Origin of the sequence: Crossiella sp. CA198, from assembly GCF_052078295.1 — a bacterium.
Classification (GTDB): Bacteria; Actinomycetota; Actinomycetes; order Mycobacteriales; family Pseudonocardiaceae; genus Crossiella.
Genome location: NZ_JBQJIM010000025.1, coordinates 60,905 through 87,523, shown reverse-complemented (window position 1 = coordinate 87,523; position 26,619 = coordinate 60,905). Strand labels below are relative to the sequence as shown.

The following is a 26,619-nucleotide window of genomic DNA, read 5'->3' as shown; positions in this document are numbered from 1 at the left end:
AGCACCCACGAGGAGGAGTCGGCGATGACGCAGAGCCAGGCCGGGCAGCTGCCGCGTTTCCCGTTCGAGACCGAGGCCGCGCTGGAGCCACCCGCCGAGTGGGCGCGCTACCAGGCGGAATGCCCGGTCGCCAGGGTGCGGCTGGCCAGCGGCGACGAGGCCACGCTGCTCACCCGCTACGACGATGTGAAAGGTCTGCTGGCCGACCCCCGGTTCACCCGGCCGACCTCGGCGGACAACGCGGCCAGGGTCGCCGACACCGAGTCCGGCGGGCTGTTCAACAGCGAGATGTCCAACGTGCTCCCCCAGCACGGCGAGGGGCACCTGCGCTGGCGGCGGATGATCGGCAAGTGGTTCACCGCCCGGCGGATGAACGCGCTGCGGCCCGCGATCGAGGCCATGGCCGAACAGCTCGTGGACGACCTGGTCGCCAAGGGCGGACCGGCGGATCTCAAGGCAGCACTGGGCTTTCCGCTGCCCGTGTGGGTCATCTGCGACCTGCTCGGCGTGCCGGATGCCGACCGGGACCGGTTCGCGCACTGGTCGGACACGCTGCTCAGCATGACCCGCTACACCCAGGCCGAGATGGACCTGGCCCAGCTGGAGTTCGCCCGCTACATGGCAGGGCACATCGCGGCCAAGCGGGCCGACCCCGGCGAGGACCTGCTCAGCGCGCTGATCGGTGAGATCGGTCCGGACGGCGAGCCGATGTCCGACCCGGCGCTGATCGCCACCGGCATGGGCCTGCTGATCGCCGGGCACGAGACCACCGCCAACATGATCAGCAAGATGGTCGCGATGCTGCTGGCCGACCGGCGCCGCTGGGAGCAGTTGCTGGCCGATCCGGCGCTGGTGCGCACCGCGGTGGAGGAGGCGCTGCGGCTGGACGCCAACGCGGGTTTCGGCATGGCGCGCTACCTGACCGAGGGCCTGGAGATCGCCGGGACCACGTTGCCCGGCGGCACCACCGCGGTGTGCAGCATGGCCGCGGCCAACCGGGACGAGCACGTCTTCACCGGCGCCGCCGAAATGGACCTGACCCGCAGTCCCAACCCGCACCTGGCCTTCGGCGCCGGGGCGCACGCCTGCCTGGGCCAGCCACTGGCCCGGACCGAGTTGCAGGTGGTCCTGGAGGTGCTGCTGCGCAGGCTGCCCACGCTGGAACTGGCCGTGCCGGTGGCCGAGTTGCGCAAGGTCGAGGGGCTCGCGGTGGGCGGATTGCGGGAGCTTCCGGTTCGATGGCGGTCATGACAACGAGCAAGGCCGCACGGACGCAGGCGACCAGGGACCTGATCCTGGCCGCCGCGGAACGGCTTTTCGCCGAGCACGGGGTGTCCGCGGTGTCCAACCGGCAGGTCGGCGAGGCCGCAGGGCAGGGCAACAACACCGTGGTCGGCTACCACTTCGGCACCAAGGCCGACCTGGTCCGGGCCATCATCCAGCGGCACGCCGACCCGGTGGAGGAACACCGCGGCAGGCTGGTCGCCGAGGCGGGTGACAGCCGGGAGATCAGGGACTGGATGCACTGCCTGGTCCGCCCCATCGTCGACCACCTGGCCGCACTGGGCAGCCCCACCTGGTACGCCCGCTTCGGCGCCCAGGTGATGACCGACCCGTCGCTGCGCCCGATCATGATCGAGGAGGCGCTGACCTCCCCCAGCCTCAACCGGATCGTCGACGGACTGCACCGCAGCCTGCCCGACCTGCCCGCCGAGGTCAGGGCCGAACGCACCGACATGCTCCGCCAGCTGATGGTGCACATGATCGCCGAACGCGAGCGCGCCCTGGCCGAGGGCACCGACACCCCCAGGTCCAGCTGGCCGGACGCCGGCGCGGGCCTGATCGACGCGCTGACCGGGCTGTGGCTGGCCCCGGTCAGCGCCCCGACCGAAGAGGACGACCGACCATGAAGATCAGCGTGGACCAGGACCGGTGCTGCGGCGCGGGCACCTGCGTGCTGCTCGCCCCCACGGTGTTCGACCAGCGCGAGGAGGACGGCATCGTGCTGCTCCTCGACCAGGAGCCTCCGGCGGACCTGCACAAGATCGTCCGCGAGGCAGCCACCGTATGCCCCGCCGCCGCGATCACGCTCCTGCCCTAAGCACCCACCCACACCGTGTTGGCCGTTCTCGTACGGCGAGTTGGCCGTTGTGGACGGCGAGTTGGCCGTTGCGGACCGCGAGTTGGCCGATGTGGACGGCGAGTTGGCCGATGTGGACGGTGAGTTGGCGACGGGGCGTACCACTTCGGCCAACACTGTGTACGACAACGGCCAACACGCCTAAGCCGTTGCCACCACGGCGATCCCGGCCAGCACCAGCGCCGCCCCGATCAGCCTGCGCACCGGGTTGGCCTCGCCGAACCAGCGCCAGGCCAGCAGCGCACCGAGCACAATGGACAGTTCGCGGACCGGGGCCACCACACTCAGCGGCGCGAGCCGCATCGCGTACAGCACCAGCACATAGCTCAGTGGCGACAACACCGCGACCACCAGGATCTCGGTGCGATAGGCCCGCCACACCGCGGCGACCCGCGCGGGCTGCCGCAGTGCCACCGGCGCGAGCAGCAGGCTCTGCGCCAGGGATCCCAGGCAGAAGTAGATCAGCGGCGGGACCGCCAGGGTGGTCACCGAGTAGGCGTCCCACAGCGTGTAGCTCGCGATCGCCACCCCGGTCAGGCCGCCGTAGAGCAGGCTGGTGTTCAGCGCGCCGCGCTGGGCACTGGGCCCCAGCCCGATGACGAACACCCCGCCGACGATCGCGGCCGCGCCGAGCAGTCCCGCCCAGCCCGGCCGTTCATCCAGCACCAGCACCGCGGCCAGCACGGTCAGCAACGGACCGCTACCGCGCGCCACCGGATAGACCACCGACATCTCACCCACGGCGTAACCACGCTGCAGCACGAGGGCGTACACCGCGTGCAGCACCGCGCTCACCGCGACCGCGAGCAGCCAGGTCCACCGCGCCGGGATGTCGCCAAGGAAGAAGGCCAGCAGCGCGACCGGTCCGCAGATCAGCACCGAGGCGACCTGGTACAGCCACACGAAAGGCGCTCCCCCGTCCCCGGCCCGCTTGGCCGCGAAGTTCCACAGCGCGTGTGCGATCGCGGCGAACAGCACCAGGACGATGGCGGTCACAGGACCTCCGGCAGGCTCTCGAATGGACTACCCGGGCTCATCCTTCGCTGACGGACCGGGGCCGGTCGAGTGACTTTGTACGCACTACTCCCGGCTGATTGACAGCGACGATCTTCACCAGCGACCCTGCAATCAAGGCGAATGCCTTGTGCCACAGGGGGGTTCGAATGTCCGGACGCAGGCTTGGCAAAGTGCCGGTGATCCTGGTCGCACTCTGCGCGTTGATCTCCATCGGCTGGGTGAAACCACCTGCCCAACTCCGCATCATGCCGCTGGGCGACTCGATCACCGAGGCCCCCGGCTGCTGGCGCGCCTACCTCTGGGACCAGCTCCGCCGCGCCGGCCACACCAACCTCGACTTCGTCGGCACCAAGACCGGCGGCGGCTGCCCGGTGGGCCACGACCGCGACCACGCCGGCTACAGCGGCTACCAGGCCGTCGGCATCGCCAGGGACACCCTGCTGCCAACCTGGCTGGCCGTGGCCAGACCCGACATCATCCTGATGCACCTGGGCACCAACGACGTCTGGAACGGCATCGGCGCCGACACCGTGCTGACCGCGTACACGACCCTGGTCGACCAGATGCGCGCGAACAATCCCGGCGTGCGAATCCTGCTCGCGCGGATCATCCCGATGGAACCACCCAAGTGCACCTCCTGCGCGGAGCGGGTGGTGACGCTCAACAACGCGATCACGGGCTGGGCCAACGGGAAGTCCACGGCCCGCTCACCCATCGTGGTGGTGGACCAGTGGACGGGTTTCGACGCGGTCGCCGACACCTACGACGGGGTGCACCCGATCGACTCCGGCTTCCGGAAGATCGCCGATCGCTGGTATCCGGCGGTGACCGCCGCGGTATGTGCGGCCACCGGCAAGGTCAACTGTGCGACGGGCTGACGGCTCTGTTGGCGAATCGGCGGCGTGAGCCGCACTCCCGTACCACTTGAGCCAACTGGCACGCCCACTTGGGCAAAGCCGGCGTACCAGTTGGCCCAACTCGCCGGACGGGAGATCGCTGCCGTAGGTGAGGTGCACGCGGTCCGGCCGGGTCGTCACTCACGGCCCGGTCGGGCCCGGCTCCCCCGCGATCGCCCCTGGCAGGAACTCGCTGCCGCTGAGGCTGGTCGCGCCGGCCAGGAGCACCTCCGGCTGGATCCCGTGGCGCAGGCGTTCCCGGTGCACGGCGGCCAGCAGCTCGGCACCCTGCCCGGGGGCGCCGAACTGGTGCAGGGCGGCGGCCAGGGTGGTCAGGACGATGAGGGTGAAGCTGATGTCCTCGGTGCGCAGGTAGCGGTCCAGGGCGGTGCGCAGGGCGGTGAGGGCCTCGGTGGCCAGGTGTGGGGTGGTGCGGGCGCGCAGTAGCAGGGCCTGGCCGAGGTGGTGGGTGGCCCAGCCTTCCAGCCAGGGCAGGTTGTGTTGCCGGGCCAGGGCGGCGGCCTCGGTGAGTGCGGACTCTCCGGTGGCTGACTGTCCACTGAGGACCAAGGCGGCCCCGTGGGCCATGCGGGCGGCCGCGGTCAGCCAGGGTTCGCCGGTGGACTCGCTGAGGGTCAGGGCCGCTGCGGCGTGGTGGGTGGCGCGGGTGGCGTCGGCGAGGGCGACCGCGCCGAAGGCGGCCTGGTAGTGGGCCCGGCCGCGCAGGGCCCGGTGTTCGGAGGTGTCGCCGGTGGCGGCGAGGGTGATGGCTTCGAGGTAGGGCGCTTCGGCGCTGAGCAGGCCGGCGCCGCTGAAGCCGAGCAGGTCGCCGTGGACGATCAGGGCGCGGGCGCGATCCAGGGCGGGGGCCTCGGGGGCCGCGGCGAAGGCGGCTTCGAGCAGGGCCCTGGCCTCGGCGAAGTGGCCGCCGCGGATCCAGAACCAGCCGAGTTGGCCGATGGTGCGCAGGGCCTGCACCGGGTCGCGGGCGAGGTCGTGCCGGATTCCGGTGCGCAGGTTGGGTAGTTCGGCGGTCAGCGAGCGGATGATGTGGCCGTCGTGCGGGAAGTTCAGCTCGTCGGCGCTGTCCGCCACCAGGGTGCGGACCCAGTGGGCGTGCGCGGCGGCGCTGCGGGCCGGGGCCGGGTCGTGTTCGCGGCAGTAGTCGCGTACTGATTCCAGCAGCCGGTAGCGGGTGGGGTTGGTGCTGGTGTCGGCGCTGAGCATCGATTTGGCCACCAGGGAGGACAGCGCGGCCAGGGGCATCGCTGCCGTGGCGGGGTAGGTGAAGCCGCCGTCGAAGGGCCAGAGTTGGTGCAGGAAGGCACGATCGGGCTCGGCGAGCAGGTGCACGCTCCACTCGATGGCGGCGCGCAGGCTGCGGTGCGGGGTCAGCGAGCCGCGCGGCACCTCGCCGAGCAGGGTGAAGCGGTCGTCCAGGCGATCCAGGATCTCCCGTGGGGTGAGGATCCGGGTTCGGGCCGCGGCGAGTTCCAGGGCCAGCGGCAGGCCGTCCAGTGCGGCGCACAGGGCTTCGAGGTCGTGGGCTTCCGGTGGGGTGGGTTGCCAGCCTGGGCGCACTGCTTGGACGCGGTCGGTCAGCAGGGCCACGGCTGGGCCCGGGGTGCCGTCGGGTAGGCGGATTGCCAAGGGGCGCACCGGGATCACCTGTTCGCCGTCCAGGCCGAGTGGTTCCCGGCTGGTGATCAGCAGGCGCAGGCCGGGGCAGGTGTTGAGCAGCTCGATGGCGAGGTCGGCGACCGGTTCGGTGAGGTGCTCGCAGTTGTCCAGGACCAGGGTGCCGGTGCGGGTGGCCAGACCGGCCAGCACGGTGTCCGGGTCCGCGCCGGAGATACCGGTGGCGACGGCGATCGTGCCGAGCAGCAGCGCGCCGTCGGGCAGGTCGGCGAGCCGGACCAGCCAGGGGCCGTCGGCTTCCCGGACCCGGCCTGCGTGTTCCAGGGCCAGGCGGGTCTTGCCCACTCCGGCCGGTCCGGTGAGGGTGACCAGGCGGTGTTCGCGGAGTCGCGCGGTGAGGTCGGCCAGCTCGGTTTCCCGGCCGGTGAAGGAGGTCAGCGGGGTGCGCAGGGCCTGGCGCGGGGGTGTGACCGGCCGGGGCGGGATGGGTCGGCGCAGCCGCGGGTCCTGGGCGAGCACCTGGTGTTCCAGGTCCCGGAGTTCGGGGCCGGGGTCGATGCCGAGGTCCTCGGCCAGTAGGGTGCGGGCCCGGCGCAGCGCACCGAGCGCGTCGGCCTGCCTGCCGTCGCGGTAGAGCGCGAGCACCAGCAGCGCCCAGCGGCTTTCCCGGTAGGGCGTCTCGGTGATCAGCGCGTCCAGCTCGGGCACCACGCCCGCCGCGTCTCCCCCGGCCAATCGCGCCGCCGCCCGGGTTTCCACTGCCACCTCGTGCAGTTCGACCAGCCTGCTCGTCTCCGCCTCGACCAGCCCGGCGCCGGGCAGGTCGAGGTAGGGCAGGCCACGCCAGAGCCGCAACGCCTGTTCCACCGCGCGCAACGCGCCGCGCGGGTCGGCGGCCAGGAGTTGCCGGGCACGGGCGAGTCCGGCCTCGAACCGGGCCACGTCGGTCCACTCCGGCGGGACGAGCAGCTGGTAGCCGCCGGGGCCGCGGGCCAGCCGGTGCCGGTCCGCGGGGCCGAGCAGGCCGCGCAGCCGGGAGACGTAGACCTGCAGGGTGGCGGTGGCGGTGGCGGTGGCGCGGGCCGGGCCAGGCTCGCCCCAGACCGCCGCGGCCAGGCTCGGGTAGCTGAGCACGTCCCCGCCCGCGGCGATCAGCGCGGTGATCAACCGCCGGGGCACCGGGCCGCCGAGCTGGACGGGCACCCCGTCGCCGGCCACCTCGGTGTGGCCGAGCACGTGGCAGCTCAGCACCCGAGGACTCCGAGGAAGACGCGTTCGACCTCGTCCAGCGCGGTGAGGTCGCGCCGGGCCCTGGCGAGCACGACCGCGCCTTCGACCGCGGCGAGCAGGGCGAGTGCGAGGCCGGTGGCCGGGGGTTCGCCCACCCCGCCGAGCAAGGTGGCCAGGGGTTCTTCCCAGCTGGTCAGGGCGGCGGTGACCGCGGTGCGCACGTCCGGGTGGTCCACCGCGTCGTCGACCACGGTGGCCACCAGGGGGCAGCCGAGGCTGAAATCGGTGCGGCGCAACTCCTCCCGCCACAGCCCGACCACCGCGCGCACCACATCCGCGGGCACCGGCGGTGGTTCGAGGTCGCGGGCGGCGCGCAGCAGTCCGGCGATCCGGCCCGCGTTGCGTTCCAGCACCGCGACGATCAGTTCCTCCTTGCCGCCGGGGAAGTGGTGGCCGAGCGCGCCGCGTGCGGTGCCCGCGGCCGCGACGACCTCCCGCAGGCCGGTGCGGGCCACGCCGCGGGCCCGGAACAACCGTTCCGCGGCCGCGATCGTGCGGTCCCTGCTGTCCGTGCGCTTTCCCATCGGGCCTGCCCGCTCCTTCCCAGTACTCGGACGACTGTCATAGTATCGGTCACTCGACTAGGACGACTGTCCGAGTATCTGGAGGGGGATCATGGCTGAGTTGCCGCGCCGAACCCTGGCTCACCGGCTGGGCGCCGCGCTCGACGTGCGCTGGGGACGGCGGCTGGCTCGCCGCGAGGTGCCGCGTCCGCCCGAGGTCCGCCTCGCCAGGCTGCCCACCGCGACCGTGCGGCACCTGGACACCGATCCACCCGGCGAGCAAGGTGTGCCGCTGGTGGTGCTGCTCGCCGATCCGCCGGTCACCGTGGAGTCCTATGTGGACGTGGTGAAGTTGTTGCGCCCCAGCCATCGCGTGGTGGTGGCCGAACTGCCCGGCTTCGGCTTCAGCGCCCCGCTGCGCGGCTACGACTTCCGGTTCCACCCGGTCAACGACGTGCTCGCCGAGTTCCTCACCGGTCTCGGCGGAACGCACATCACCCTGGTCGCGCCGTGCGGAGCGGCCTACTGCGGACTGGACCTCGCCGGTCGCCATCCCGGCCTGCTCGACCGGCTGGTGCTGTCCCAGGCCCCGGGCTGGGATGCGGAACTGGCCTGGCGGGACGCCCGCGACCGGGTCACCAAAGGCATGCTGCGCCGCCCGGTGCTCGGCCAGCTGCTGTTGCGGGCGGTGCAGGCCGACCGTGGCGGCGAGTGGCTGCGCCAGGTCTGCGGCACGCCGGAGATGCGGGACCGGCTGCTCGCCGACTTCGCCGCCGCGTCCGGCGCGGGCGCGTTGTTCAGCCTGGCCTCGGTGTTCCAGCAGTACCTCACCGGTCCGGCGCCCCGGTTCGACCCGGGCGGCACGGAGGTCCTCGCGCTGTGGGGCGAGGCCGATCCCAGCCACGCGCGCAGCGATCCGGACAGCATCAAGAGCCTCGCGCCTGCGGCGACCGTGCTGCGGCTGCCCGGCGTGGGGCACTTCCCGGAACTCGAACGGCCCGAGGCGCTGCTGCGCGTGTTGCGGCGGTTGTAAGGGTTTTGCAGGGGCGGCGTGCCAGGGTTCGACGTCAAGGAGGGCACTCATGCACGTAGTGGTTGGCGCCACCGGAGGAACCGGTACGGCGCTGGTGAAAGAGCTTCTCGGCCGCGGCGAGAAGGTCAGGGCGGTCAGTCGCGGTGGCGATTCGGCCATCCCTGGCGCGGAGGCGGTGGCCGCGGACGCGAGTGACGCCAGGCGGATGCGCGAGGTCTGCGCCGGGGCCACCGCGGTGTACAACTGTGTGAACCCGCCGTTCCCGCAGTGGCGCTCGACCTTCCCCGAGGTGATCCGCTCGCTGGTCGCGGCGGCCGGTGCGGCCGGCGCGGTGCTGGCCTTCGCCGACGACACCTGGATGTACGGCAAGGCGGCCGGGCCGATGACCGAGGACACCCCGGTGCGCCCGGTCACCGAACTCGGCGTGCTGCGCGCGTGGCTGGCGGAGATGACTCTCGCCGCGCACCACCGGGGCGACGCGCGGGTGGTGATCGCGCGCGGCGGCGAACTGTACGGGCCCGCCGTGGAATCGGTGCTGGGGCAGAACCTGTTCGGCCGCGCGGTGGCCGGGCGCAGGCCGATCTGGTTCGGCGACCCGGACCAGCCGATCACCCCGACCTACATCGGGGACTTCGCCGCCGGACTCGCCACCGTTGCCGCCGATCCCGAGTCCTGGGGCCAGGTCTGGCACGTTCCGCACACCGCACCGACCACCGGCCGGGAGTTCGCGGCCGTCCTGTGTGGACAGCTCGGGCAACCGGCGAAACTGACCGCGGTGTCGGAAACCCTGGTGACCCGCTCAAACTGATCTCGACCGTGGCCCGCTTCGGCACGGCGCTGCTGTACCAGTTCGAGCGGCCGTTCGTGGTCGATTCGGCCCGGTACCTCGCCCGGTACCCTGGCAGCGCGGCCACGTCCTATGTGGACGGAATCGGGCAGACGGTGGTCTGGTACCGGGCGAACCGGGATCAGATCCGGACCAGCATGATGCCGAAGTGACCGAGGTGCGGCGGGATCTCCATGCCCGGGTACGGCTCCCGCCGCACAAACCCCCGCGACCGGTACATGCCCTGCGCGTCGTGCATGAACCGCGCGGTGTCCGGCCGGTCAGTCCGGCGCGGCCACCGACCGGCGGTCGGCCAGCACCCGCTGCTTGGCATTCTCGATATGCTCCCGCATTCGCGCCGCCGCCTGCTCCGGATCACCCTCGGCCAGTGCCTGGTACACCGCGCGGTGCTCCTCGGCGGCCAGGCCGGGCGCGCCGCGGGCCGAGCCGAGCTTGGCGAAGAACCGGAACCGCTGCACCTGGCCGCCCAGCGCGCGGTAGGCCTTGGCCAGGAACGGGTTGTCCGCCTGGGTGGCGATCAGCTGGTGGAAGCGTTCGTCGATCAGCCAGTAGGAGCTGAACACCTTGTGGTCTGGTGACTTCGCGGCCGCGGCCAGCTCGTCCACACTCGCCAGGACCTCGGCCAGGAACTCCGGGGTGGTCCGGCGGGCCGCCTCGTGGGTGAGCGCGGGTTCCAGCACCAGGCGGGCGTCCATTAGCTTGATCAGCTCGCGCTCGCTGAGCAGCGGCGCGACCCGGTAGCCCTTGAGCGCTTCCCGGTGCACCAGCCCGGTGTGTTCCAGGCGGGCCAGGGCTTCGCGCAGCGGGGTCTGGCTGACCTCCAGTTCGCGGGAGAGCGCGCCGATGTTGACCGCTTCGCCCGCCGACCATTTCCCGTCGGTGAACTGCGCGAGCAGCACCTCGTACATCCGGTCCGCCAGTGGTTGCCTGCTGGACTTCCGCCTGTTGGACTCCTGCGGCGACGCCATCCCCTGCCCTCCTGTCGACGCGTCACGATAGCCCGCCCGTCGAAACTATACTATTGACACCGATCCTATAGTTTCGGCATGAGCAAGCGAGTCCTGGTCACCACGCCCTACCTCGAACCCGGCGGGGAGGTGGACCGGCTGCTGACCGAGGCCGGGTTCGACACCGTCTTCGCCCCCGCCACCCTGCGCCAGGCCAGCGGCCTGACCCTGACCGGCGTTGTGCGCGAGGTGGACGGGATCGTGGCGGGCACCGACGCCTTCACCGCCGAGGTCATCGAGGCCGCGCCCCGGCTGCGCGTATTCGGCCGCTGCGGGGCCGGGTACGACAACATCGACGTGGCCTGCGCGACCCGGCGCGGCGTGGCCGTCACGCACACCCCCGGCGCGAACCGCCGCTCGGTCGCCGAACACGTGCTGGCCCTGATGCTCAACTGCGCCCGGCTCATCCCGCAGAACACCGCCGCCATCCGGGCCGGTGACTGGGCCCAGCGCAGCGGCCGGGAACTGCACGGCGCCACCCTCGGCCTGGTCGGGCTGGGCGCGATCGGGCGGACCGTGGCCCGGCTCACGCTCGCCCTGGGCATGCGGGTGCTGGCCACCGAACCGAACCCGGACCGGGAGTTCCTGGCCGAGACCGGTGTGCGGATCCTGCCCCTGCCCGGCCTGCTGGCCGAGTCCGATTTCGTCAGCCTGCACCTGTTCCTGGACGACTCCACCCGCGGCCTGATCGACGCGGAGGCGTTGCGCGCCATGAAACCCGGCGGGTACCTGATCAACACCGCCCGCGGCGGGATCGTCGACGAGGACGCACTCGCGGACGCGCTGGAACGCGGCGAACTGGGTGGCGCGGCGCTGGACGTACTCGCCCAGGAACCGTTGCCCGCCACCAGCAGACTGCGCGGACTGGACAGCGTGCTGATCACCGCGCACATCGGCGGCGCGACCACGCAGGCCCGCTCCCGGTCCAGCCTGCTGGCCGCCCGCCAGGTGATCGACGTCCTGCACGGCCGCCCGCCCGCGCACCTGGTCAACCCCGGGTACGCACAGGAGGTCCGGTGATCGACCTCGACCGCCTGGCCGCCAACCTCGGCTGGCTGTTCACCGAACTGCCCTTCCCACAACGCTTCGACGCCGCGGCCGCCGCCGGGTTCACCGCGGTGGAATACGCCGACCCGTACTCCTTCCCGGCCGCCGAACTGCAGCGCAGGCTCACCGACGCGGGCCTGACCCAGGTGCTGATCAACTCGCCGCAGGGCGGCACCGCCTGCCTACCCGACCGCATCGCCGAGTTCCGGGCCGGGCTGGCCCTCGCACTGGGCTACGCGGTCGAACTGGGCGCGGCCTTCCTGCACGTGCCGGCCGGGATCCGCCCCGCGCAGCTCAGCCGGGACCGCGCGTTCGCCTGCTACGTGGCCAATATCGCCTGGGCCGCCCAGCAGGCCCGCGACACCGGCGTGCGGATTGTGTTGGAGGCACAGAACAAACAGGACAAGCCGGGCTTCCTGCTCGACAACCAGGCACACGCCGCCTCGGCGGTGGAGGCGATCGGCGCGGACCACGTCGGCCTGCTCTTCGACGTCTACCACGCCCGCCACGACGAGCCGGATGTGCTGGCCGCGCTGCGCGAGTTCCTGCCGCAGACCTGGCACGTGCAGCTCGCCGATGCGCCCGGCCGCGGCGAACCCGGCACCGGCGACATCCCCTGGCCCGAGGTGTTCGACCTCCTGGAAGCGCACCGCGGCTGGATCGGCTGCGAGTACCGGCCGAGCAGTCCCACCGGCCTGGGCTGGCTCCGATGACCAGGGTCGCGCTGATCAGCGCAACCCCCGCCGCCATCGGCCCGGCCACCGCCGCGCTGGCCGAACGGTTTCCGGCGGCGGACCTGTGGAACCTGCTCGACGACAAACTGCTCGCGGACGCGCGCAACGGCGTCACACCCGAACTGGCGGAACGGATGCGGCGGCTGATCACCTACGCGGTGGACGGCGGCGCGGACGCGGTGCTGCTGACCTGTTCGCTGTATGGCACCTTCGCCCGCACCAGCACCGCGCCAGTGCCGGTGCTCGCCCCGGACGACGCCGCCTTCGACGACCTGCTGGCGCGCGCACCGCGCCGGGTGCTGGTGCTCGCCTCGATCGCGGCGGCACTGCACGATTCGGTCACCCGCCTGCGCGACCGGGCACCACGGCTCCAGGTGGTCGGCGTGCACGCGCCAGAAGCCTTCGCCGCCACCGGCGACACCAAGGCGCTGACCGACATCCTGCGCCACGCCTGCCAGCAGGAGTCCACTGTGGACGCTGTGCTGCTGGCCCAGTACTCCCTCGCGCCCGCCACGGTGCCACTGGCCGCGGCGACCGGGTTGCCGGTGTTCTCCGGACCGCGCAGTGCGGCGGCCCGGCTGAAAGCGCTGGTGGGCCAATGCTCGGGGTGATCGCGGACGACGTCACCGGCGCCACCGACGTGGCCGTGTCCTTACGCCGCAACGGGTTGCGCACCCTGCTGTACTTCGGCACGCCACCGGCCGACACCGAGCCGCCCGCGGCGGAGGCCGTGGTGGTGGCCTTGCGCAGCCGGATGATTCCGGCCGCGACCGCGGTCAGCGACTCGCTGCACGCGCTGAGCTGGCTGCGCGGGCGCCGGGTCCGGCAGGTCTACTTCAAGTACTGCTCCACCTTCGATTCCACCGCCGAGGGCAACATCGGCCCGGTGCTGGCCGCCCTGGCCACCGCACTCAACGCCCCAACCGTGGTGACCACCCCCAGCTCACCGCAACACGGCCGCACCCAGTACCGCGGCCACCTGTTCGTCGGCGACGACCTGCTGTCCGACTCGCCCCTGCGCGACCACCCGCTGACCCCGATGCGTGAGGCCAACCTGGTGCGCCTGCTGCAAGCCCAGGTCACCGAACCGGTCGGCCTGCTCGGCCACGACACCGTCCGTGCGGGCGGGGCGGCCGTCCGGCGGGCGATCCGGCAGTCCACCGCCCGCTACCTGCTCGCCGACGCGACCACCGAAGAGGACCTCCGCGTACTGGGCCGGGTCCTGGCCGAGGACCCCCTGGTGGCCGGGGCGGCGGGCCTGGCAGGCGGACTCGCGGCGGCCACCGGCCGTGGCCACCCGCCCGAGGACGAGTTCGCCCTCACCGGCCCGGCCGCGGTGCTAGCCGGCAGCTGCTCGGCCCGCACCCTGGAACAGGTCGGCGAGCTGCTCCGGCAGGGCAGGCCCGCGCACCGGCTCGACCCTGCCGCCCAGCCCGACCCGGAAACCCTTGCCGCCCAAGCACTCGACTGGTTCGACGCGACCAACGGCGACGCCCCGCTGATCTACTCCTCGATGAGTCCCGCCGAACTGCGCCACACCCAGAACGCCCTGGGCGTCGAGGGCTCAGCGCGGATCCTGGAGCGGGCCACCGGCCTGATCGCGGCCGGCCTGGCACAGCGCGGGATCCGCCGGTTGATCACCGCGGGCGGCGAGACCTCCGGCGCGGTGGTGGCCGCCCTCGGCGTGCGCGGCGGCGCGGTCGGCCCCGAGGCCGCGCCCGGCGTGCCCTGGATCCAGCCGGTCGACCCCGCGCATCCCTTGCTACTGCTCAAATCCGGCAACTTCGGCGACCCAGACCTGCTCGCCGCCGCCTCGGAAACCCAGCACCCGGTCCCCCACCGAACGGATCCGCCATGACCGATCGACCCACCGTCAGCCTGTTCAGCGCGCTCTCCGTGCGCACCGCGCTCGACGACGTGCTGCTCCCATCCTTCACCCGGCACTCCGGCGCCGACGTCGAGACCACCTACGACCCCACCACCGTCCTGGTCCAGCGCATCACCGACGGCGCACGCCCCGAACTGGTGATCGCGATCACCGAGGCGTTCCCGGCCCTGGCCGAACTTGGCGCCGTCGATCTCGCGACGCGGACAACCCTGGCCCGCAGCGGCATCGGCCTGGCCGTGCCCGCCGGCGCGGACGCACCCGATCTGTCCACTGTGGACTCGTTGTGCACCGCGCTGACCTCGGCCCGCTCGGTCGCCTACTCCCGCACCGGCGCCAGCGGCATCCACTTCGCCGCCCTGATCGAGAAACTGGGCATCGCCGGGCAGGTCAACGCCCGCGCGACCGTGCTGCCCAAGGGTTTCACCGCCGAAGCCCTCCTCGACGGCCGCGCCGACCTGGCCGTGCAACAACTCAGCGAACTGGCCGCGGTCCCCGGCGTGCGGATCGCCGGTCCACTGCCGGATCCGGTCCAGCAGCACAGCGAACTCTCCCTCGCCCTCGCCCCGGACGCCAGTACCACCGCGGCCGCGCTGGCCCTGTTCCTCACCCGGCCCCGGGCCGTGACCGCCTTCACCGCGGCCGGGCTGCTGCCGGCATGAACGCCGTCTACGCCCTCGGGGCGTTCATCGCGGTCATCGTGCTGTGGAACGCGGTGTTCAAGCGCAACATCGGCGAGGCGATGGTGGTCGGCTTCCTGGTCACCGCCGCCTTCGCCGGCGCCGACGCGGTGTCGGTCGGCTGGCAGGGCCTGGTGGACGGGCTCAAGTCCGAGATCACCTTCGCCGCGCTGGCCTTCGTCTTCGTCAGCGAACTACTCACCCGCACCGGCCTGGTGCAGCGCCTGGTCGACATCCTCAGCTCGGTGCTGGGCCGCCGCGGCGGCTCGGCCTACGCCGCGACCGTGGCCTCCGGCCTGTTCGGCGCGGTCGCGCACAACGGCGCGGCGATCGTGGCCACCATCGGCGCCATCACCATCCCCTGGCTCAAACGCTCCGGCGCCAGCGGCGAGACCGCCGCGCTTGTGCTCTCCGGCAACGCCGGGGTCGGCGCGACCTTCCCGTTCAGCGGCGCGTTCTTCCTGCTGCTCGCCGCACCCACCGTGCTGCCCGTGCTGGGCACCGGCGGCATGGTCGCCACCATGTTCGTCACCGGCGTCTGGATGGTGCTGATGCGCCTGCTGGTGGCCCGGCTGATCGTGGCCCGGCGCGGGGTAGGCGCGATGAACCCGGCCGATGTGCACCCCTTCGGCCGGACCTTCCGCACGGGCTGGACCTCGCTGCTGGTGCTGGCCTCGGTGGCGGTGCCGGTGCTGCTCACCGCGTCCCCGACCAGCGACCTGGTCTCCGCGCACGTCGGCGTGGCCGTGGACAAGGCGATCCCGATGCTGGTCTGGCTGCCGGTGGTGATGCTGCTGGTCGGCCTGCTGGTCGAACGCCGCTCCCTACCGATCGGTCGGGCGCAGTGGTGGGAGTTGCTGGGCACGGTCGGCCCGAAACTCGGCCTGGTCGGCGTCACCATGATCGCCGCCTTCGCCGCCTCCAACGTGCTCACCACCCTCGGCCTTGGCAGCCAGCTCGCCCCACTGCTGACTGGCCTGACCGGGGTGTCGCCGCTGGTCGCGGCCATCGTGGTCGGCCTGGTGATCGTGATCGTGGCCGGCCCGCTCAACACCACCTCCACGGTCGCCGCCATCGGCCCGGTCGCCTTCGCCGCGCTGACCGCCGCGGGCATTCCCCCGCACGTGGCCTTCGCCGCGATCCTGGTCTGGGCCTCCTCCGAAGGCTGCTCCCCACCCGGCGCCGCGCCGCTGTACGTGGCCGCGGGCATCGCCGCGATCAACCCGGTCCGGGTCTTCCTCCCGGTCGTCCTCTACTACCTGCTGCCCACCCTGCTCTTCGGCGTGCTGATCGCCGTCGGCGTGCTGTGGCTGCCCAGCTGACCCCAGGAGCGTGCCCGTGTACCGGATCCTGCTGTTCGCCACCCGCCTGTGCCTGCTCGCCTTCCTGCTCGGCGGCGTGCTCGTCATCGCCGGTCAGACCACCGGCATCCTGCTCGGCTCCGGCCCGGTGGTGGAGACCTTCGGCGGCTCGGTGGCCGATGTCGCCTGCATGATCGCGGCGCTCGCCGGAGTGTTCGCGTTCCTGCTGCGCTACACCCGGGAGGGCCGGGCGAACACGGTTGACGACTGAGGCGGCCCACGGCGGGTGGGCCCGGCCGGCGCGCCCCGGCCGGGCCTGCTGACCCCCACCCCCCGGGGGTCAGCCGCCGGGCACCCGCCGGGCCCGGTCCACCGCGGCCAGCCAGGCCGCGGTGAGTTCACCCAGGGTTCGCTGGTCCTCAGTGGACAGACTTGTCGCGGCGAGTTCTCGTTGCGCGGCAAGGCCACGCTGATGCACACCGGCCGCGTGGGCACAGTCGGCGTCGGTCAGCGCGAGGGTGATCTCCTGCTGCCGCAACGCTTCGCCCGGACCTTCGGCGGCGTAGCGGCGGGCGAGGTGTTCTCTCGGCTCGTCCAAGCCGTTGAAGGGATGTCCCCGCCCGGCCATGCAGGTCCGCCATTGTTCAACCGCGGCGCGGAAGAACGGGTGCCGCGGCAGTTCGCGGGCCAGGCGGTTGCCGTACGCCTCGGGCACGTGCGCGACCCTGGCCCAGGTCATGAGGTCGCCGAAGAGGTTCCGGCGGGCCTCGGCCACACAGCCCTGACTGGCGAAATCCGCCTGGCCGCCGCCGGGCAGCCGCACCGCTCTGCGTTGGTCGTCCGGCCCCAGCAACGCGGTGGTGTAAGCGGTTCGCGTCGGCTCGGGCAGGCTGTCCGCGTGCTGGTCGACGGCGGAGCGGGGCGCCGGGCCGAGCGCGCCGGGTGACAGTCCATACCCTTGGTCGCGGCGGCGCTCGGTGCCGAGGGTGCGCTCCTCGTCGGTGCGGTCGGTGAACGGCTGGTCCGCTACCGGGTAGTGATGGCCCCGGGCGCTCATGCAGGCCGCCACCAGTCGTTCCTCCGCTGTGCTGAGGATGTGCTGCTGACGGTGGTAGGCGCCGGTGCGGGTGATCAGCTCGAAGGCGGGGTCCGCGAGGGCCGGGCGACCGCTGGGCCGCCCGGCCATCAGCACCACCGCGAGCACCGCACCCGCGGCTGTCGCCGCGAGCAGGAATCCGCGCATGGCAGTCCTTTCCGCCCGGTCAGCACCAGTTGTTGGAGCTGGCCATGTCGTTGAAGTTCTGGTCCGACAGGTCCGGGAATTTCTCGCCACGCTTGATGCTCAGCCGCTGACCCAGGTAGTTGGCGTTTTCGTACAGGTGAACGGTGCAGTTCCGGCCGCGGTTGACCACCGAGGACGCGCAGTCATTCCAATTCGGGCGGAAGAAGCTGCATGCCGGTTGCGAGAACTGAGTCCAGTCCGGGTTCGCTCCAGAGAACCGGCCCCGCGGCCCCTCGTAGTCCGCGTCCACCCAGAAGCAGACGTCCCCGGCGTCACAGTTGGGAGTTCCCGCGGGCCGCACTTCCGGTGCGCTCCGCTCAGCGGCCGAGGCCGGGGCCGCGCCGGCGAGCAGGCCGCCCAGGGCCAGCGCGGTGACGGCGGCCAGGGCGGTGAAGGTTCTGGTGGACATGTCCGTTCCCCTTCCGAAGTGGTTCGTGGCCAGCTGAGGCTGCCCAGCCGGGCTTGCTTGTTGCTTGCCCACCCCGGCAACCGCCGGGCAAGCAACAAGCAAGGCCACCACCGCAACCTGGCCACCACACATCCAGGCGAAGGAGCACGCACATGCGTCTGAGCACGCGAACACTGGCGGCCCTGACCGCGGCCGCCGCACTGCTGACCCTGGCCAGTCCAGTGGCGCACGCCGCGCCGCTGCCGCCCGCGCCGACCTTCGGCCAGGCCATCGAGGACTACCCGTACCGGGACCCGGCGCCGACCGGCTGCGCCAGTGGCGCCCAGGCCGGAACCCTGGACTGGAAGGACTTCCTGCTACGGCACTACCCGAACACCCGCAACCTGGGCATCTTCGTCTGCAACACCGCCGGTGGGGCCGGTGGGCACGACGAGGGCCGGGCCTTCGACTGGGGTGTGAACGCGAATAACCCGGTCGAGCGGGACCAGGCAGAGACCGTGCTCGGCTGGCTGCTCGCGCCGGACCGCTTCGGCAACCAGCACGCGCTGGCCCGCCGGATCGGCATCCGGTTCATCATCTGGAACCGGCGGATCCTGCACCTCAACCAGCAGGACAAGAGCTGGCGGCCCTACAGCGGCGCCAGTCCGCACACCGATCACGTGCACTTCGAGATGACCTGGGCCGGCGCCCGCAGGCAGACCTCCTGGTGGACCGGCAGGCCCAGTGCCAGCGACGGGAACCTGGCCACCGCGGCGGATCTGGTCCCCTCCAGCAGTTATGAGGCTGGCGGCTGGACCCGGCACGCGGTCAACGACGGCGTCCTGGGCAGCACCCGGACCAGCGGCTGGTCCTCCGACGGCCAGACCGGCGTCAACCACGCCGAGGCGCTGGAGTTCCGGTTGCCGGGACGGCGCTGGTTCGACGCGGTGACCCTGTACCCGAGGGACGATCCGGGCAACATCGGCCAGGGCTTCCCGGCCGACTTCGCCATCGAGGTGTGGAACGGCTCGGCCTGGGTGCCGGTGGCCAGCCGCACCGGGTATCCACTGCCGTCGGCGGGCGCGCACCGGTTCCCCTTCCCCGCACAGTGGACAGACCGGGTCCGGGTGCACGGCACCTCGTTGCGCGCCAACCCGAATGACGGCAACCGGTTCCGGATGCAGTTCGCCGAGGCGGAGATCCACACCGCGGCCGCGGGCCGGGTCAGCGCGACCAGCTCCATCGAGGACTGGGGCTGGTCGGCCCAGGCCGTCAACGACGGCGAACGCGGCAGCACCGGGGCGAGCAACGGCTGGTCGTCCAAGGGCAACCCGGCTCCGGAGGCCACCGAGTGGGTGGAGATCGCGCTGCCCGCGCCCCGACCGACCGGTCGGGTGACGTTGTATCCGCGCACCGACGCCCCGCACGCCGGGATGGGCTTCCCGGTGGACTTCACCGTGGCGCTGTGGACCGGGCAGGACTGGGAAACCGTGGTGACCCGCACCGGGCACCCGCAACCCGGCGCCGCGCCGCAGAGCTTCACCTTCCCGGCCCGCCCGGCCGAACGAATCCGGGTGACCGCCACGAAACTGCGGGTGGACGGCCCCGCCCAGCCAACCCACCACGCCCAGCTCGCCGAGATCGAACTCGCCGCGTCCTGATACCCAGGCACATACCCGTGACCCGGCCCGCTGCCCTGCCGCCACCCGGCGAGCACTGGCAAGCTGGTCGGGTCACGGGTGGGGGAAGGCGTGGATTTTCGGCTGCTGGGACCAGTGGAGCTGCGCGAGGCGGACCGTCCGGTGGAACTCGGACCGGTGAAACAACGCTGCGTGCTGGCCGCGCTGCTGTGGAACGCGGGCAGGCCCACCGCGGTGGACACCCTGATCGACTGGGTCTGGGACGAGCGCCCGCCGCCGCGGGCCCGGCAATCCCTCTACAGCTACCTCGCCCGGCTGCGCGGCATCCTCGGCGGGACGCCGATCACCTACACCCCGGCCGGTTACCGGCTGGACGTGCCGCCCGAGCAGGTGGACGCGCACCGGTTCCGGGAGCTGATCGCGCGGGCCCAATCCGCGCGCGGCGAGCGGTCCCGGCAGGCCGGGCTGTTGCGCACCGCCCTGGACCTGTGGCGCGGCCCGCCGCTGAGCGGACTCTCCGGCGAGCGCGTCGAACGGGTGCGGGCCGGGCTGGAGCAGGCCAGGGTGAGCGCGACCATCGCCTGGGCGGAGGCCGCGCTGACCGAGGGCGAGTTCGCGGCGGTGGTCAGGGAGGTCGCCGACCTGCTGGCCGCGCACCCGCTCAACGAATCGCTGATCGGCGCCCAGATGCGCGCGCTGGCCGGCGCGGGCCGGGCCGCGGAGGCACTGGCCTGCTTCGCCGCGGCCCGCGAGCGGTTCGCCGAGGAACTGGGCGCCGAACCCGGTCCGGCGCTGCGGACCCTGCACGAAGCGCTGTTGCGCGGCTCGGCCACACCGGTCGCCCCGGCCGCGCCGCCGCGGGCCCGCTGGCGCGGTCCCCGGCCATTGCCCAACCGGCTCATCGGCCGCGAGCGGGCACAGGCCGGACTGGCCGGGCTCATCGCGCCCGGACGGCTGGTCACCGTGATCGGCACGGGTGGCTGCGGCAAGACCACCCTGGCCCTGCACACCGCGCGCGAGTTCGCACCGCGCTTCCGCGACGGGGTGGCGGTGCTGCTGCTGGAATCACTGTCCTCGGCCAAGGAGGTCACCGGCGCGCTCGGCGCGCTGTTCGAGGTGCGCGCGGACCTGAGCGCCGAGCCACTGGAAGCCGTGGCCGCCGCGCTGGCGGGACAGCGGTGCCTGCTGCTGGCCGACAACTGCGAACACCTCGGCCCGGCCACCGCCACCCTGCTGGGTCACCTGCTCGGCGCCTGTCCCGGGCTGGCGGTGCTGGCCACCTCGCGGCAGCCGCTGGGCCTGCCCGGCGAATCGGTGTGGCGCCTGGACCCGTTGCCGGTGCCCGCCGCCGACGCGCCGGTCACCCTCGATCAGCCCGCGGTCGCGCTGTTCCTCGAACGCGCCCGGCAGGCCGAGCAGTCCTTCACCGTGTCCACAGTGGACTGGCCGCACCTGGTGGAGATCTGCCGCAGGCTCGACGGTCTGCCGCTGGCGCTGGAACTGGCCGCGACCCGGGTGCGCGCCTTCGGCCTGAGCGAACTCGCCGGGCAGCTCCGGGACCGGCTGGACCTGCTCTTCGCCACCGGCGCCGCCGGGCACCGGCACCAGGCGCTCTCGGCCACCATCGACTGGTCCTACCGGCTGCTGACCGGGCCCGAGCAGCGGGTGCTGGCCCGGCTCTCGGTGCTGCCCGGCGGGTTCAGCCTGGCCGCCGCCGAGGCGGTGTGCGGCGCGGAACCGTTGTGCGGCAACGAGGTGGCCGCCGCGGTGGCGGCGCTGGTGGACCGGTCGCTGGTGGCCCCGGTGGACACCCCCGGCGGCAGGCGGTTCCGGCTGCTGGCCACCCTGCGGGTCTTCGCCGCCGACCGGCTGGCCGAGTTCGGCGAGGTGAGCGCCACCGAAGAGCGCCAGCTCGCCTACTGGCTGGCCAGGGCCCGGCGGATCGACGCGATCCCGCGCTACGGCAACCAGTTCGCCGCGCTCTCGGAACTGGCCCCTGACCTGCCGAACCTGCGGCACGCCCTGGCCCACGGCTACGCGAGCGGCCACGAGCAGGCCGCGGCCGAGCTGACCGCGCGGATCTTCGAGTTCTTCCTCACTCACACCGGCTATCCGGTGGAGGGCCAGTTCTGGTCCCGCCGCGCCCTGGCCTGCCAGGGACTGGCCGACCATCCCGAGGTGCACGCGTTGCTGCGGTTCCAGCACGCCGCGCTGCTGGGCCTGGCCGGGGACTTCCTGGGCAGCCTGACCGCGTTGCGCGCGGTGCTCGGCGCACTGGCCGAAACACGGCCGCGCGAGCACCTGGAGGCGATGGCCGGCCTGCTCAGCGCCCGGTGCGCGCTGCTGGATCCGGCGGGCCTCGCCGAGCTGCCGGAGCTGGTGGCCGCGGCCCGCCGGTCCACCCTGGAGGACGTGCTCACCGTGTTCACCTCGGCCGGGGTGCTCTTGAACCAGTGGGGCCGCCCCGGCGAGGCGGCGCGGTTGTGCGCGGAGTACGAGCAGCGGGTGTGGGCGCAGTTCGACCGGCCGCCCTCGACCACCCAGCTCGCGCTGCGGGTGGAGGTGGCCCTGGCCCTCGGCGAGCCGGACCGGGCGCTGGCGCTGGCCGAGGACCTGCGGCACCGGCTGCCCAGCTGGCATCACGCCGCCGAGCAGGACGCGCCGCGCCGGTCCATCGCACTGGCCTACCTGGTCACCGGGCGGCTCGCCGAGGCACTCGCGCTGCTGACCGAGACCGTCAACGCGCTGCCCGAGCAGCACTCCGGATTCACCGCGCGCTGGACCTACCTGCGGGTGCTGCACGCCGAGGCGCTGCGCCGCAGCGGCCGGACCGAGGCCGCGGTGCGGGCCCTCATCGAGGCCCTGCACAGCGCGGCGGACTCCACCAACTTCCGGTTCGGCCTGCCAGGGGTGCTGGCCACCGCGCTGCTGGCCGCCGACCTCGGCGACACCACGGCCAGCGCCGCCTTCGCCGCGGACTGGGACCGGCTGCGCCGCGCGGCCGGCCTGCCCGCCCCGCTGGGCCTGCGCGGCACGGTCGCCGAACGCCTCGGCCTGGACCCGGCCACCCCACCGGCCCCCGACCCCGGCTGGACCTGGGCGCCCGAGGAGTTCACCACGGCGATCCGAGCCGCCCTGACCTGGTGGCACACCCGGTGAAAGCCCCCAACCAGGCACCCCTCCCCCGGCGTGTTGGCCGTTGTCGTACCCGGTCTTGGCCGTTGTCGTACCCGGTCTTGGCCGAACTGGCGGCACGCTCCGCCCTCCCCGCCCACTTGGGCCAACCGGTACGCCCACTTGAGCCAAACCGGCGTACCAGTTGGGCCAACTCGACGCCCACAACGGCCAACTCACCGTCCAGAACGGCCAACTCGCCGTCCACAACGGCCAAGACACCGTACGACAACGGCCAACACGGGGGCGGGGGGTTGGTTAGGGGTGGTGGGCTGGGTTGCGGCGGGGGCGGGTGAGTAGCCAGGTGAGGGCGGCTGTGGTCAGGAGGGTGGCGGCGGCGGTGAGCCACCAGCTGGGCCAGGCAGGGTTGGGTGGGGTGGCTGGGGCGGGGTCGGCGCTGTGGTAGCCCCAGTAGCCGCTCTGGCCGGTGATCGAGCCGCCGGGGTCGGGCTGGAGCTGGAACGGGCGGAACCGGTCGCCGCGGTAGGCCTCCAGCGAATCCGGGTAGTACAGCGGCACCGCGGGCGCCAGGTCGTGCCAGCGCTGCTGCATCCGCCGGACGATCCCGGCCCTGGCCGCCGGGTCCAGCTCGGCGCGCTGCCGGGTGTGCAGGTCGTCGAACTCGGGGTCGCAGAAGAAGGTGTCGGTGTTGCCGCCGGTGCCGTCCTCGGCCGGTCGCTGGCCACAGGTCTGGATGGACAGCACGTGGTCCGGGTCGGGGCCGACGCCCCAGCTGCTGAAGGCCAGGTCGAACCGGCCTGCGCCGACCAGGTCGTTCAGGCTGGCGCCCGCCATGATCTGCACCTGCACCGAAATGCCCAGCTCGCCCAGCCAGGTGCGCACGTACTCCGCGTTGCGCGCGTCGGTGTACCGGTCGCCGCGGCCGTACAACCGCAGCGACAGCGGGCGGCCGCCGGGATCGTGCCGTTGTCCGGCCGTGTCCCGCCGGTACCCGGCCTCGTCCAGGATCTGGTTGGCGCGCACCGGATCCACCGCGCGGCGCACGGGCAGATGCAGCTCGGCGAACACCGGCGGCAGGTAGCCCGCGCCGGCCGCGCCGTGCCCGCCCAGCACCCGGTCCAGCAGCAACTGGCCGTCCATGGCGGTGGCGATCGCGGTGCGCACCCGCACATCGGTCAGCGCCGGGTGGCCGTCCCCGAGCGGGCGCCCGGAACGGCTGGCCGCGCCCGGATTCATGGCCAGCTCGTAGAAACGCTGGGCCCGGGAGCGCTGCACGATGATCCCGGGTTCGGTGCGCAGCGTGTCGTGCTGGGCCGGGGTGAGCGGCCCGGCCAGGCCGTCGCCGATCAGGTCCACCTCACCGCGGCGCAACCCCAGGATCGCCGCCTCCATCGTCTGGTAGCGCAGCAGCACCAGCTCGTCGATCTTGGCCCGGCCACGCCAGAAGTGCTCGTTCGCGGTGAACCGCAGGAACTCGTTGCGCCGGTGCTCGACCAGACGGAACGGCCCGCTGGCCACCACCGGCGCGCTGTCGTTGGTGAAGGCGCGGACATCGGTGACGCCCGACCACACGTGCGCGGGCACGATCGGCACGTCCAGGGCGAGCATGGTCGCCCGCGGGGTCCGGGTGGTGATCTCCAGCGTGCGCTCGTCCACCGCGCGCACCGACTCGAACCCGGCGACGAAGTTGCCGTTGGCGGTGCGGGCCGCCTCGTTGTCCCGCATCAGGGTGAAGGTGAACTCGGCGTCCCTGGCGGTGATCGGCCGCCCGTCGGACCAGCGGGCGCCCGTACGCAGGGTGTAGGTCCAGGTGCGGCCGTCCTGGCTGGTCCGCCAGTGCTCGGCCAGGCCGGGCGCGGGAGCGAAGTCGGCTGGCCGGTAGGCGGTGAGGTACTCGTAGTGCAGCCTGCCGATCTCGGTCCCGGCCAGCGAGGTGGCCAGGAACGGGTTGACCGAGTCCAGGCCGCGCGCCATGGCCACCCGCAGCACCCTCGGCCCGGCCGCCGCCGCCGGCGGGTTCAGGCCCGCCACCACGGCAACCACAAGCACCAGCACCGGTATCGCGCGCACGACTCTCACCCCGGCAGGCTTGCCGCGGTTGCTTGCACAATCCTTGCCGCCCAGCTCAAGCCCTGGGCAATCCCGCGGACCGAAAGTGAGGCCATGTCCCAGATCGCGCCCTATGGCAGCTGGCGGTCCCCGGTCGGTCCCGCCGACGTGGCCCGCTCGGAAACGCACGTCACCTGGCTGGATTTCGTCGGCGAAGAACTGTGGTGGGTGGAGCTGCGCACCGCCGAGGGCGGCCGGTCCGCGCTGCTGCGCCGCGCCGCCGACGGCCGGGTCGGTGAGGTGCTGCCACCGGAGTGGAACGTGCGCAGCCGGGTGCACGAGTACGGCGGCCGCCCCTGGTGCGCGACCCCGGACGGCGTGGTGTTCGTCCACTGGCCGGACCAGCGGCTCTACCACCACGACCGGCACGGGCGGCGGACCCGTCCGCTCAGCCCGCCGCCCCCGCGTCCGGCGGGCTGGCGGCATGCCGATCTCAGCCTCTCCGCCGACGGCGCCGAGGTGTGGTGCGTGCGCGAGGAACTGACCGGCCCCGCCCCTACCGACGTGCGCCGCGCGCTGGTGGCGATCCCGCTGGACGGCAGTGCGGCCGGATCACCGGCGGCGGTGCGCGAACTGACCGCGAGCCACCACTTCCTCACCGGCCCGAAGCTCGCGCCGGAGGGCCGCTCAGTCGCCTGGATCGGCTGGAACCACCCGGCCATGCCGTGGGAGGCCACCGAACTGCTCGTCGCCGAGGTGACACCGGCAGGCACGTTCGGCCGGGCCAGGGTGCTCGCGGGCGGTCCGGCCGAGTCGGTGGTGCAGGTGGAGTGGGCGGACGCGGACAGCCTGCACGTGCTGGGCGACCGCGGCGGGTGGTGGAACCTGCGCCAGGTCCCGCTGGACGGCGCACCGGCCAGGGAGTTGTGCCCGCGGGCGGAGGAGTTCGGCGGCGCGCCGTGGCAGCTCGGGCTGCGCTGGTTCACCCGGCTCGCCGACGGCAGGCTGGCCGTGTTGCACGGCGCGGGCAGGCTCGCCCTCGGTCTGCTCGACCCGATCAGCGGGGCACTGTCCGATGTGGACGGTCCCTACACCGAGTGGAGTCCGGTGCTGGCCACCGACGGCGTCCGGATCGCCGGGGTGGCGGGCGGTCCCCGGCAGGCCAGGGAGATCGTGCTCACCGACGCCGCGGACGGTTCGCCGCGGCGGGTGCGCCCGGAGCCGGTCATCGTGCCCGCGCACTGCGTGCCCCGCCCGGAGCAGTGGACCTGCCGCGAGCCGGACGGGCCCGAGGTGCACGCCTACGTGTACCCGCCGCACCACGAGGACTTCACCGGACCGCCGGGCGAGCGACCGCCGTATGTGATTTTCGCGCACGGCGGGCCGACCAGCCGCAGCGCGCCGGTGCTCGACCCGGAGATCGCCTACTTCACCAGCCGCGGCCTGGGCGTGGCCGATGTGCAGTACGGCGGCTCCACCGGGTTCGGCCGCCAGTACCGGGAACGCCTGCGCCACCAGTGGGGCGTGGTCGACGTGGCCGACTGCGCCACGGTGGCCCGCACCCTGATCGGCAGGGGTCTGGCCGATCCGGCCCGGCTGGCCATCCGCGGCCGCAGTTCCGGCGGCTGGACCGCGATCTCCTCGCTGATCAGCACGGAGCTGTACCGCTGCGGCGCGATCTACTTCCCGATCCTGGACCCGGTGGGCTGGCGCACCGGCGAGACCCACGACTTCGAGTCGCACTACCCGGACAGCCTTATCGGCCCCTGGCCGCGGACCCGCCACCGCTACCAGCAGCGCTCCCCGGTGCGCCAGGCGAGCCGGATCACCGCGCCGTTCGCGTTGTTCCAGGGCCTGGAGGACGTGATCTGCCCGCCGGAGCAGTGCGCACGACTGCTGGCCGCTCTCGACGGCCGCGGCGTGCCGCACGCCTACCTCACCTTCGCCGGCGAACAACACGGGTTCCGCCGGGCCGCCTCCATCACCGCCGCCTTCGCCGCCGAACTGTCCCTGTACGGCCAGGTCTTCGGCTTCGACCCGCCGGACACGCCGCGCCTGCCGCTGTCCACCTGAGTCGGCGCCTGCGGCCGGTCCGGGTAGCATCGCC

Annotated in this window: 24 protein-coding genes; 17 read left to right on the top strand and 7 right to left on the bottom strand. The window is 72.9% G+C overall.

The window, feature by feature from the left end; translation table 11 throughout:
* Nucleotides 1-24 precede the first annotated feature (24 nt).
* Genes ACTOWY_RS34595 through ACTOWY_RS34585 form a run of 3 tightly spaced genes read left to right on the top strand, consistent with a single transcriptional unit; the run spans nt 25 to nt 2,101 of the window.
* Entirely contained in the window at nt 25-1,251 is a 1,227-nt protein-coding gene (locus ACTOWY_RS34595) for a cytochrome P450 (RefSeq protein WP_441313810.1), read from the top strand.
* Nucleotides 1,239-1,910, top strand: coding sequence for a TetR/AcrR family transcriptional regulator (locus tag ACTOWY_RS34590; protein ID WP_441313809.1), 672 nt, complete (start codon nt 1,239-1,241; stop codon nt 1,908-1,910). Before ACTOWY_RS34595 ends, ACTOWY_RS34590 begins: the two co-directional genes overlap by 13 nt.
* Nucleotides 1,907-2,101: a ferredoxin gene (locus ACTOWY_RS34585; RefSeq protein WP_441313808.1), complete on the top strand. Its 195-nt coding sequence runs from the start codon at nt 1,907-1,909 to the stop codon at nt 2,099-2,101. Before ACTOWY_RS34590 ends, ACTOWY_RS34585 begins: the two co-directional genes overlap by 4 nt.
* Before the next feature lie 180 nt (nt 2,102-2,281).
* Here ACTOWY_RS34585 and ACTOWY_RS34580 read toward each other — a convergent pair whose 3' ends face one another.
* Nucleotides 2,282-3,136, bottom strand: a complete 855-nt coding sequence (locus tag ACTOWY_RS34580) for a DMT family transporter (protein ID WP_441313807.1) — start codon at nt 3,134-3,136, stop codon at nt 2,282-2,284.
* Between the two features lie 167 nt (nt 3,137-3,303).
* Here ACTOWY_RS34580 and ACTOWY_RS34575 point away from each other — a divergent pair, with 167 nt between their 5' ends.
* Nucleotides 3,304-4,035 carry an SGNH/GDSL hydrolase family protein gene (locus ACTOWY_RS34575; RefSeq protein ID WP_441313806.1) on the top strand — a complete coding sequence of 244 codons (732 nt, stop codon included), beginning with the start codon at nt 3,304-3,306 and terminating at the stop codon, nt 4,033-4,035.
* A gap of 159 nt (nt 4,036-4,194) precedes the next feature.
* Here ACTOWY_RS34575 and ACTOWY_RS34570 read toward each other — a convergent pair whose 3' ends face one another.
* Nucleotides 4,195-6,942: a BTAD domain-containing putative transcriptional regulator gene (locus ACTOWY_RS34570; protein ID WP_441313805.1), complete on the bottom strand. Its 2,748-nt coding sequence runs from the start codon at nt 6,940-6,942 to the stop codon at nt 4,195-4,197.
* Nucleotides 6,936-7,505: a TetR/AcrR family transcriptional regulator gene (locus tag ACTOWY_RS34565; RefSeq protein ID WP_441313804.1), complete on the bottom strand. Its 570-nt coding sequence runs from the start codon at nt 7,503-7,505 to the stop codon at nt 6,936-6,938. Before ACTOWY_RS34565 ends, ACTOWY_RS34570 begins: the two co-directional genes overlap by 7 nt.
* Nucleotides 7,506-7,596: 91 nt before the next feature.
* Here ACTOWY_RS34565 and ACTOWY_RS34560 point away from each other — a divergent pair, with 91 nt between their 5' ends.
* Genes ACTOWY_RS34560 through ACTOWY_RS34550 form a run of 3 tightly spaced genes read left to right on the top strand, consistent with a single transcriptional unit; the run spans nt 7,597 to nt 9,516 of the window.
* Nucleotides 7,597-8,517, top strand: coding sequence for an alpha/beta fold hydrolase (locus ACTOWY_RS34560; RefSeq protein ID WP_441313803.1), 921 nt, complete (start codon nt 7,597-7,599; stop codon nt 8,515-8,517).
* Nucleotides 8,518-8,566: 49 nt separating this feature from the next.
* Nucleotides 8,567-9,325, top strand: a complete 759-nt coding sequence (locus tag ACTOWY_RS34555) for an NAD-dependent epimerase/dehydratase family protein (protein WP_441313802.1) — start codon at nt 8,567-8,569, stop codon at nt 9,323-9,325.
* Between the two features lie 8 nt (nt 9,326-9,333).
* On the top strand, nt 9,334-9,516 hold the full coding sequence (locus tag ACTOWY_RS34550; RefSeq protein ID WP_441313801.1) for a hypothetical protein: 183 nt from the start codon (nt 9,334-9,336) through the stop codon (nt 9,514-9,516).
* 108 nt (nt 9,517-9,624) lie between these two features.
* Here the strand turns inward: ACTOWY_RS34550 and ACTOWY_RS34545 are convergent, their stop codons facing one another.
* Complete coding sequence (locus tag ACTOWY_RS34545; RefSeq protein WP_441313800.1) at nt 9,625-10,332, bottom strand: GntR family transcriptional regulator; 708 nt, start codon at nt 10,330-10,332, stop codon at nt 9,625-9,627.
* Nucleotides 10,333-10,410: 78 nt separating this feature from the next.
* On the opposite strand from ACTOWY_RS34545, the gene ACTOWY_RS34540 reads away from it, so the two are divergent.
* The 7 genes from ACTOWY_RS34540 to ACTOWY_RS34510 are packed head-to-tail and all read left to right on the top strand — an operon-like array spanning nt 10,411 to nt 16,289.
* A complete protein-coding gene (locus ACTOWY_RS34540) occupies nt 10,411-11,391 on the top strand; it encodes a phosphoglycerate dehydrogenase (protein WP_441313799.1) in 981 nt (326 codons plus the stop codon).
* Nucleotides 11,388-12,131 (top strand): hydroxypyruvate isomerase family protein, encoded by a 744-nt coding sequence (locus ACTOWY_RS34535; protein WP_441313798.1) that lies wholly within the window; start codon nt 11,388-11,390, stop codon nt 12,129-12,131. Before ACTOWY_RS34540 ends, ACTOWY_RS34535 begins: the two co-directional genes overlap by 4 nt.
* On the top strand, nt 12,128-12,763 hold the full coding sequence (locus tag ACTOWY_RS34530; protein ID WP_441313797.1) for a hypothetical protein: 636 nt from the start codon (nt 12,128-12,130) through the stop codon (nt 12,761-12,763). The genes ACTOWY_RS34535 and ACTOWY_RS34530 overlap by 4 nt, the downstream gene beginning before the upstream one ends.
* On the top strand, nt 12,751-14,010 hold the full coding sequence (otnK, locus tag ACTOWY_RS34525; protein WP_441313796.1) for a 3-oxo-tetronate kinase: 1,260 nt from the start codon (nt 12,751-12,753) through the stop codon (nt 14,008-14,010). Before ACTOWY_RS34530 ends, otnK begins: the two co-directional genes overlap by 13 nt.
* Nucleotides 14,007-14,699, top strand: a complete 693-nt coding sequence (locus ACTOWY_RS34520; protein ID WP_441313795.1) for a substrate-binding domain-containing protein — start codon at nt 14,007-14,009, stop codon at nt 14,697-14,699. Before otnK ends, ACTOWY_RS34520 begins: the two co-directional genes overlap by 4 nt.
* Nucleotides 14,696-16,039, top strand: a complete 1,344-nt coding sequence (locus tag ACTOWY_RS34515; RefSeq protein ID WP_441313794.1) for a TRAP transporter large permease subunit — start codon at nt 14,696-14,698, stop codon at nt 16,037-16,039. Before ACTOWY_RS34520 ends, ACTOWY_RS34515 begins: the two co-directional genes overlap by 4 nt.
* Before the next feature lie 16 nt (nt 16,040-16,055).
* A complete protein-coding gene (locus ACTOWY_RS34510; protein ID WP_441313793.1) occupies nt 16,056-16,289 on the top strand; it encodes a hypothetical protein in 234 nt (77 codons plus the stop codon).
* A 69-nt stretch (nt 16,290-16,358) separates the two neighbouring features.
* Here the strand turns inward: ACTOWY_RS34510 and ACTOWY_RS34505 are convergent, their stop codons facing one another.
* Both ACTOWY_RS34505 and ACTOWY_RS34500 read right to left on the bottom strand, forming a co-directional pair.
* Nucleotides 16,359-17,261, bottom strand: a complete 903-nt coding sequence (locus tag ACTOWY_RS34505) for a hypothetical protein (RefSeq protein WP_441313792.1) — start codon at nt 17,259-17,261, stop codon at nt 16,359-16,361.
* A gap of 19 nt (nt 17,262-17,280) precedes the next feature.
* Nucleotides 17,281-17,709, bottom strand: a complete 429-nt coding sequence (locus ACTOWY_RS34500; RefSeq protein WP_441313791.1) for a peptidase inhibitor family I36 protein — start codon at nt 17,707-17,709, stop codon at nt 17,281-17,283.
* 152 nt (nt 17,710-17,861) lie between these two features.
* Here ACTOWY_RS34500 and ACTOWY_RS34495 point away from each other — a divergent pair, with 152 nt between their 5' ends.
* Both ACTOWY_RS34495 and ACTOWY_RS34490 read left to right on the top strand, forming a co-directional pair.
* On the top strand, nt 17,862-19,349 hold the full coding sequence (locus ACTOWY_RS34495; protein WP_441313790.1) for a discoidin domain-containing protein: 1,488 nt from the start codon (nt 17,862-17,864) through the stop codon (nt 19,347-19,349).
* 90 nt (nt 19,350-19,439) lie between these two features.
* Nucleotides 19,440-22,487 carry a BTAD domain-containing putative transcriptional regulator gene (locus tag ACTOWY_RS34490; protein ID WP_441313789.1) on the top strand — a complete coding sequence of 1,016 codons (3,048 nt, stop codon included), beginning with the start codon at nt 19,440-19,442 and terminating at the stop codon, nt 22,485-22,487.
* Nucleotides 22,488-22,760: 273 nt separating this feature from the next.
* Here the strand turns inward: ACTOWY_RS34490 and ACTOWY_RS34485 are convergent, their stop codons facing one another.
* Entirely contained in the window at nt 22,761-24,533 is a 1,773-nt protein-coding gene (locus ACTOWY_RS34485; RefSeq protein ID WP_441313788.1) for an ABC transporter substrate-binding protein, read from the bottom strand.
* Nucleotides 24,534-24,626: 93 nt separating this feature from the next.
* On the opposite strand from ACTOWY_RS34485, the gene ACTOWY_RS34480 reads away from it, so the two are divergent.
* A complete protein-coding gene (locus ACTOWY_RS34480; protein WP_441313787.1) occupies nt 24,627-26,585 on the top strand; it encodes a prolyl oligopeptidase family serine peptidase in 1,959 nt (652 codons plus the stop codon).
* Nucleotides 26,586-26,619 lie beyond the last annotated feature (34 nt).

Bases quoted from the DNA above. Each gene is read 5' to 3' on its own strand.
- ACTOWY_RS34595 (WP_441313810.1), top strand. From the start codon at position 25: ATGACGCAGAGCCAGGCCGGGCAGCTGCCGCGTTTCCCGTTCGAGACC.
- ACTOWY_RS34590 (WP_441313809.1), top strand. From the start codon at position 1,239: ATGGCGGTCATGACAACGAGCAAGGCCGCACGGACGCAGGCGACCAGG.
- ACTOWY_RS34585 (WP_441313808.1), top strand. From the start codon at position 1,907: ATGAAGATCAGCGTGGACCAGGACCGGTGCTGCGGCGCGGGCACCTGC.
- ACTOWY_RS34575 (WP_441313806.1), top strand. From the start codon at position 3,304: ATGTCCGGACGCAGGCTTGGCAAAGTGCCGGTGATCCTGGTCGCACTC.
- ACTOWY_RS34565 (WP_441313804.1), bottom strand. From the start codon at position 7,505: ATGGGAAAGCGCACGGACAGCAGGGACCGCACGATCGCGGCCGCGGAA.
- ACTOWY_RS34560 (WP_441313803.1), top strand. From the start codon at position 7,597: ATGGCTGAGTTGCCGCGCCGAACCCTGGCTCACCGGCTGGGCGCCGCG.
- ACTOWY_RS34555 (WP_441313802.1), top strand. From the start codon at position 8,567: ATGCACGTAGTGGTTGGCGCCACCGGAGGAACCGGTACGGCGCTGGTG.
- ACTOWY_RS34545 (WP_441313800.1), bottom strand. From the start codon at position 10,332: ATGGCGTCGCCGCAGGAGTCCAACAGGCGGAAGTCCAGCAGGCAACCA.
- ACTOWY_RS34540 (WP_441313799.1), top strand. From the start codon at position 10,411: ATGAGCAAGCGAGTCCTGGTCACCACGCCCTACCTCGAACCCGGCGGG.
- ACTOWY_RS34530 (WP_441313797.1), top strand. From the start codon at position 12,128: ATGACCAGGGTCGCGCTGATCAGCGCAACCCCCGCCGCCATCGGCCCG.
- otnK (WP_441313796.1), top strand. From the start codon at position 12,751: ATGCTCGGGGTGATCGCGGACGACGTCACCGGCGCCACCGACGTGGCC.
- ACTOWY_RS34520 (WP_441313795.1), top strand. From the start codon at position 14,007: ATGACCGATCGACCCACCGTCAGCCTGTTCAGCGCGCTCTCCGTGCGC.
- ACTOWY_RS34515 (WP_441313794.1), top strand. From the start codon at position 14,696: ATGAACGCCGTCTACGCCCTCGGGGCGTTCATCGCGGTCATCGTGCTG.
- ACTOWY_RS34505 (WP_441313792.1), bottom strand. From the start codon at position 17,261: ATGCGCGGATTCCTGCTCGCGGCGACAGCCGCGGGTGCGGTGCTCGCG.
- ACTOWY_RS34500 (WP_441313791.1), bottom strand. From the start codon at position 17,709: ATGTCCACCAGAACCTTCACCGCCCTGGCCGCCGTCACCGCGCTGGCC.
- ACTOWY_RS34495 (WP_441313790.1), top strand. From the start codon at position 17,862: ATGCGTCTGAGCACGCGAACACTGGCGGCCCTGACCGCGGCCGCCGCA.
- ACTOWY_RS34480 (WP_441313787.1), top strand. From the start codon at position 24,627: ATGTCCCAGATCGCGCCCTATGGCAGCTGGCGGTCCCCGGTCGGTCCC.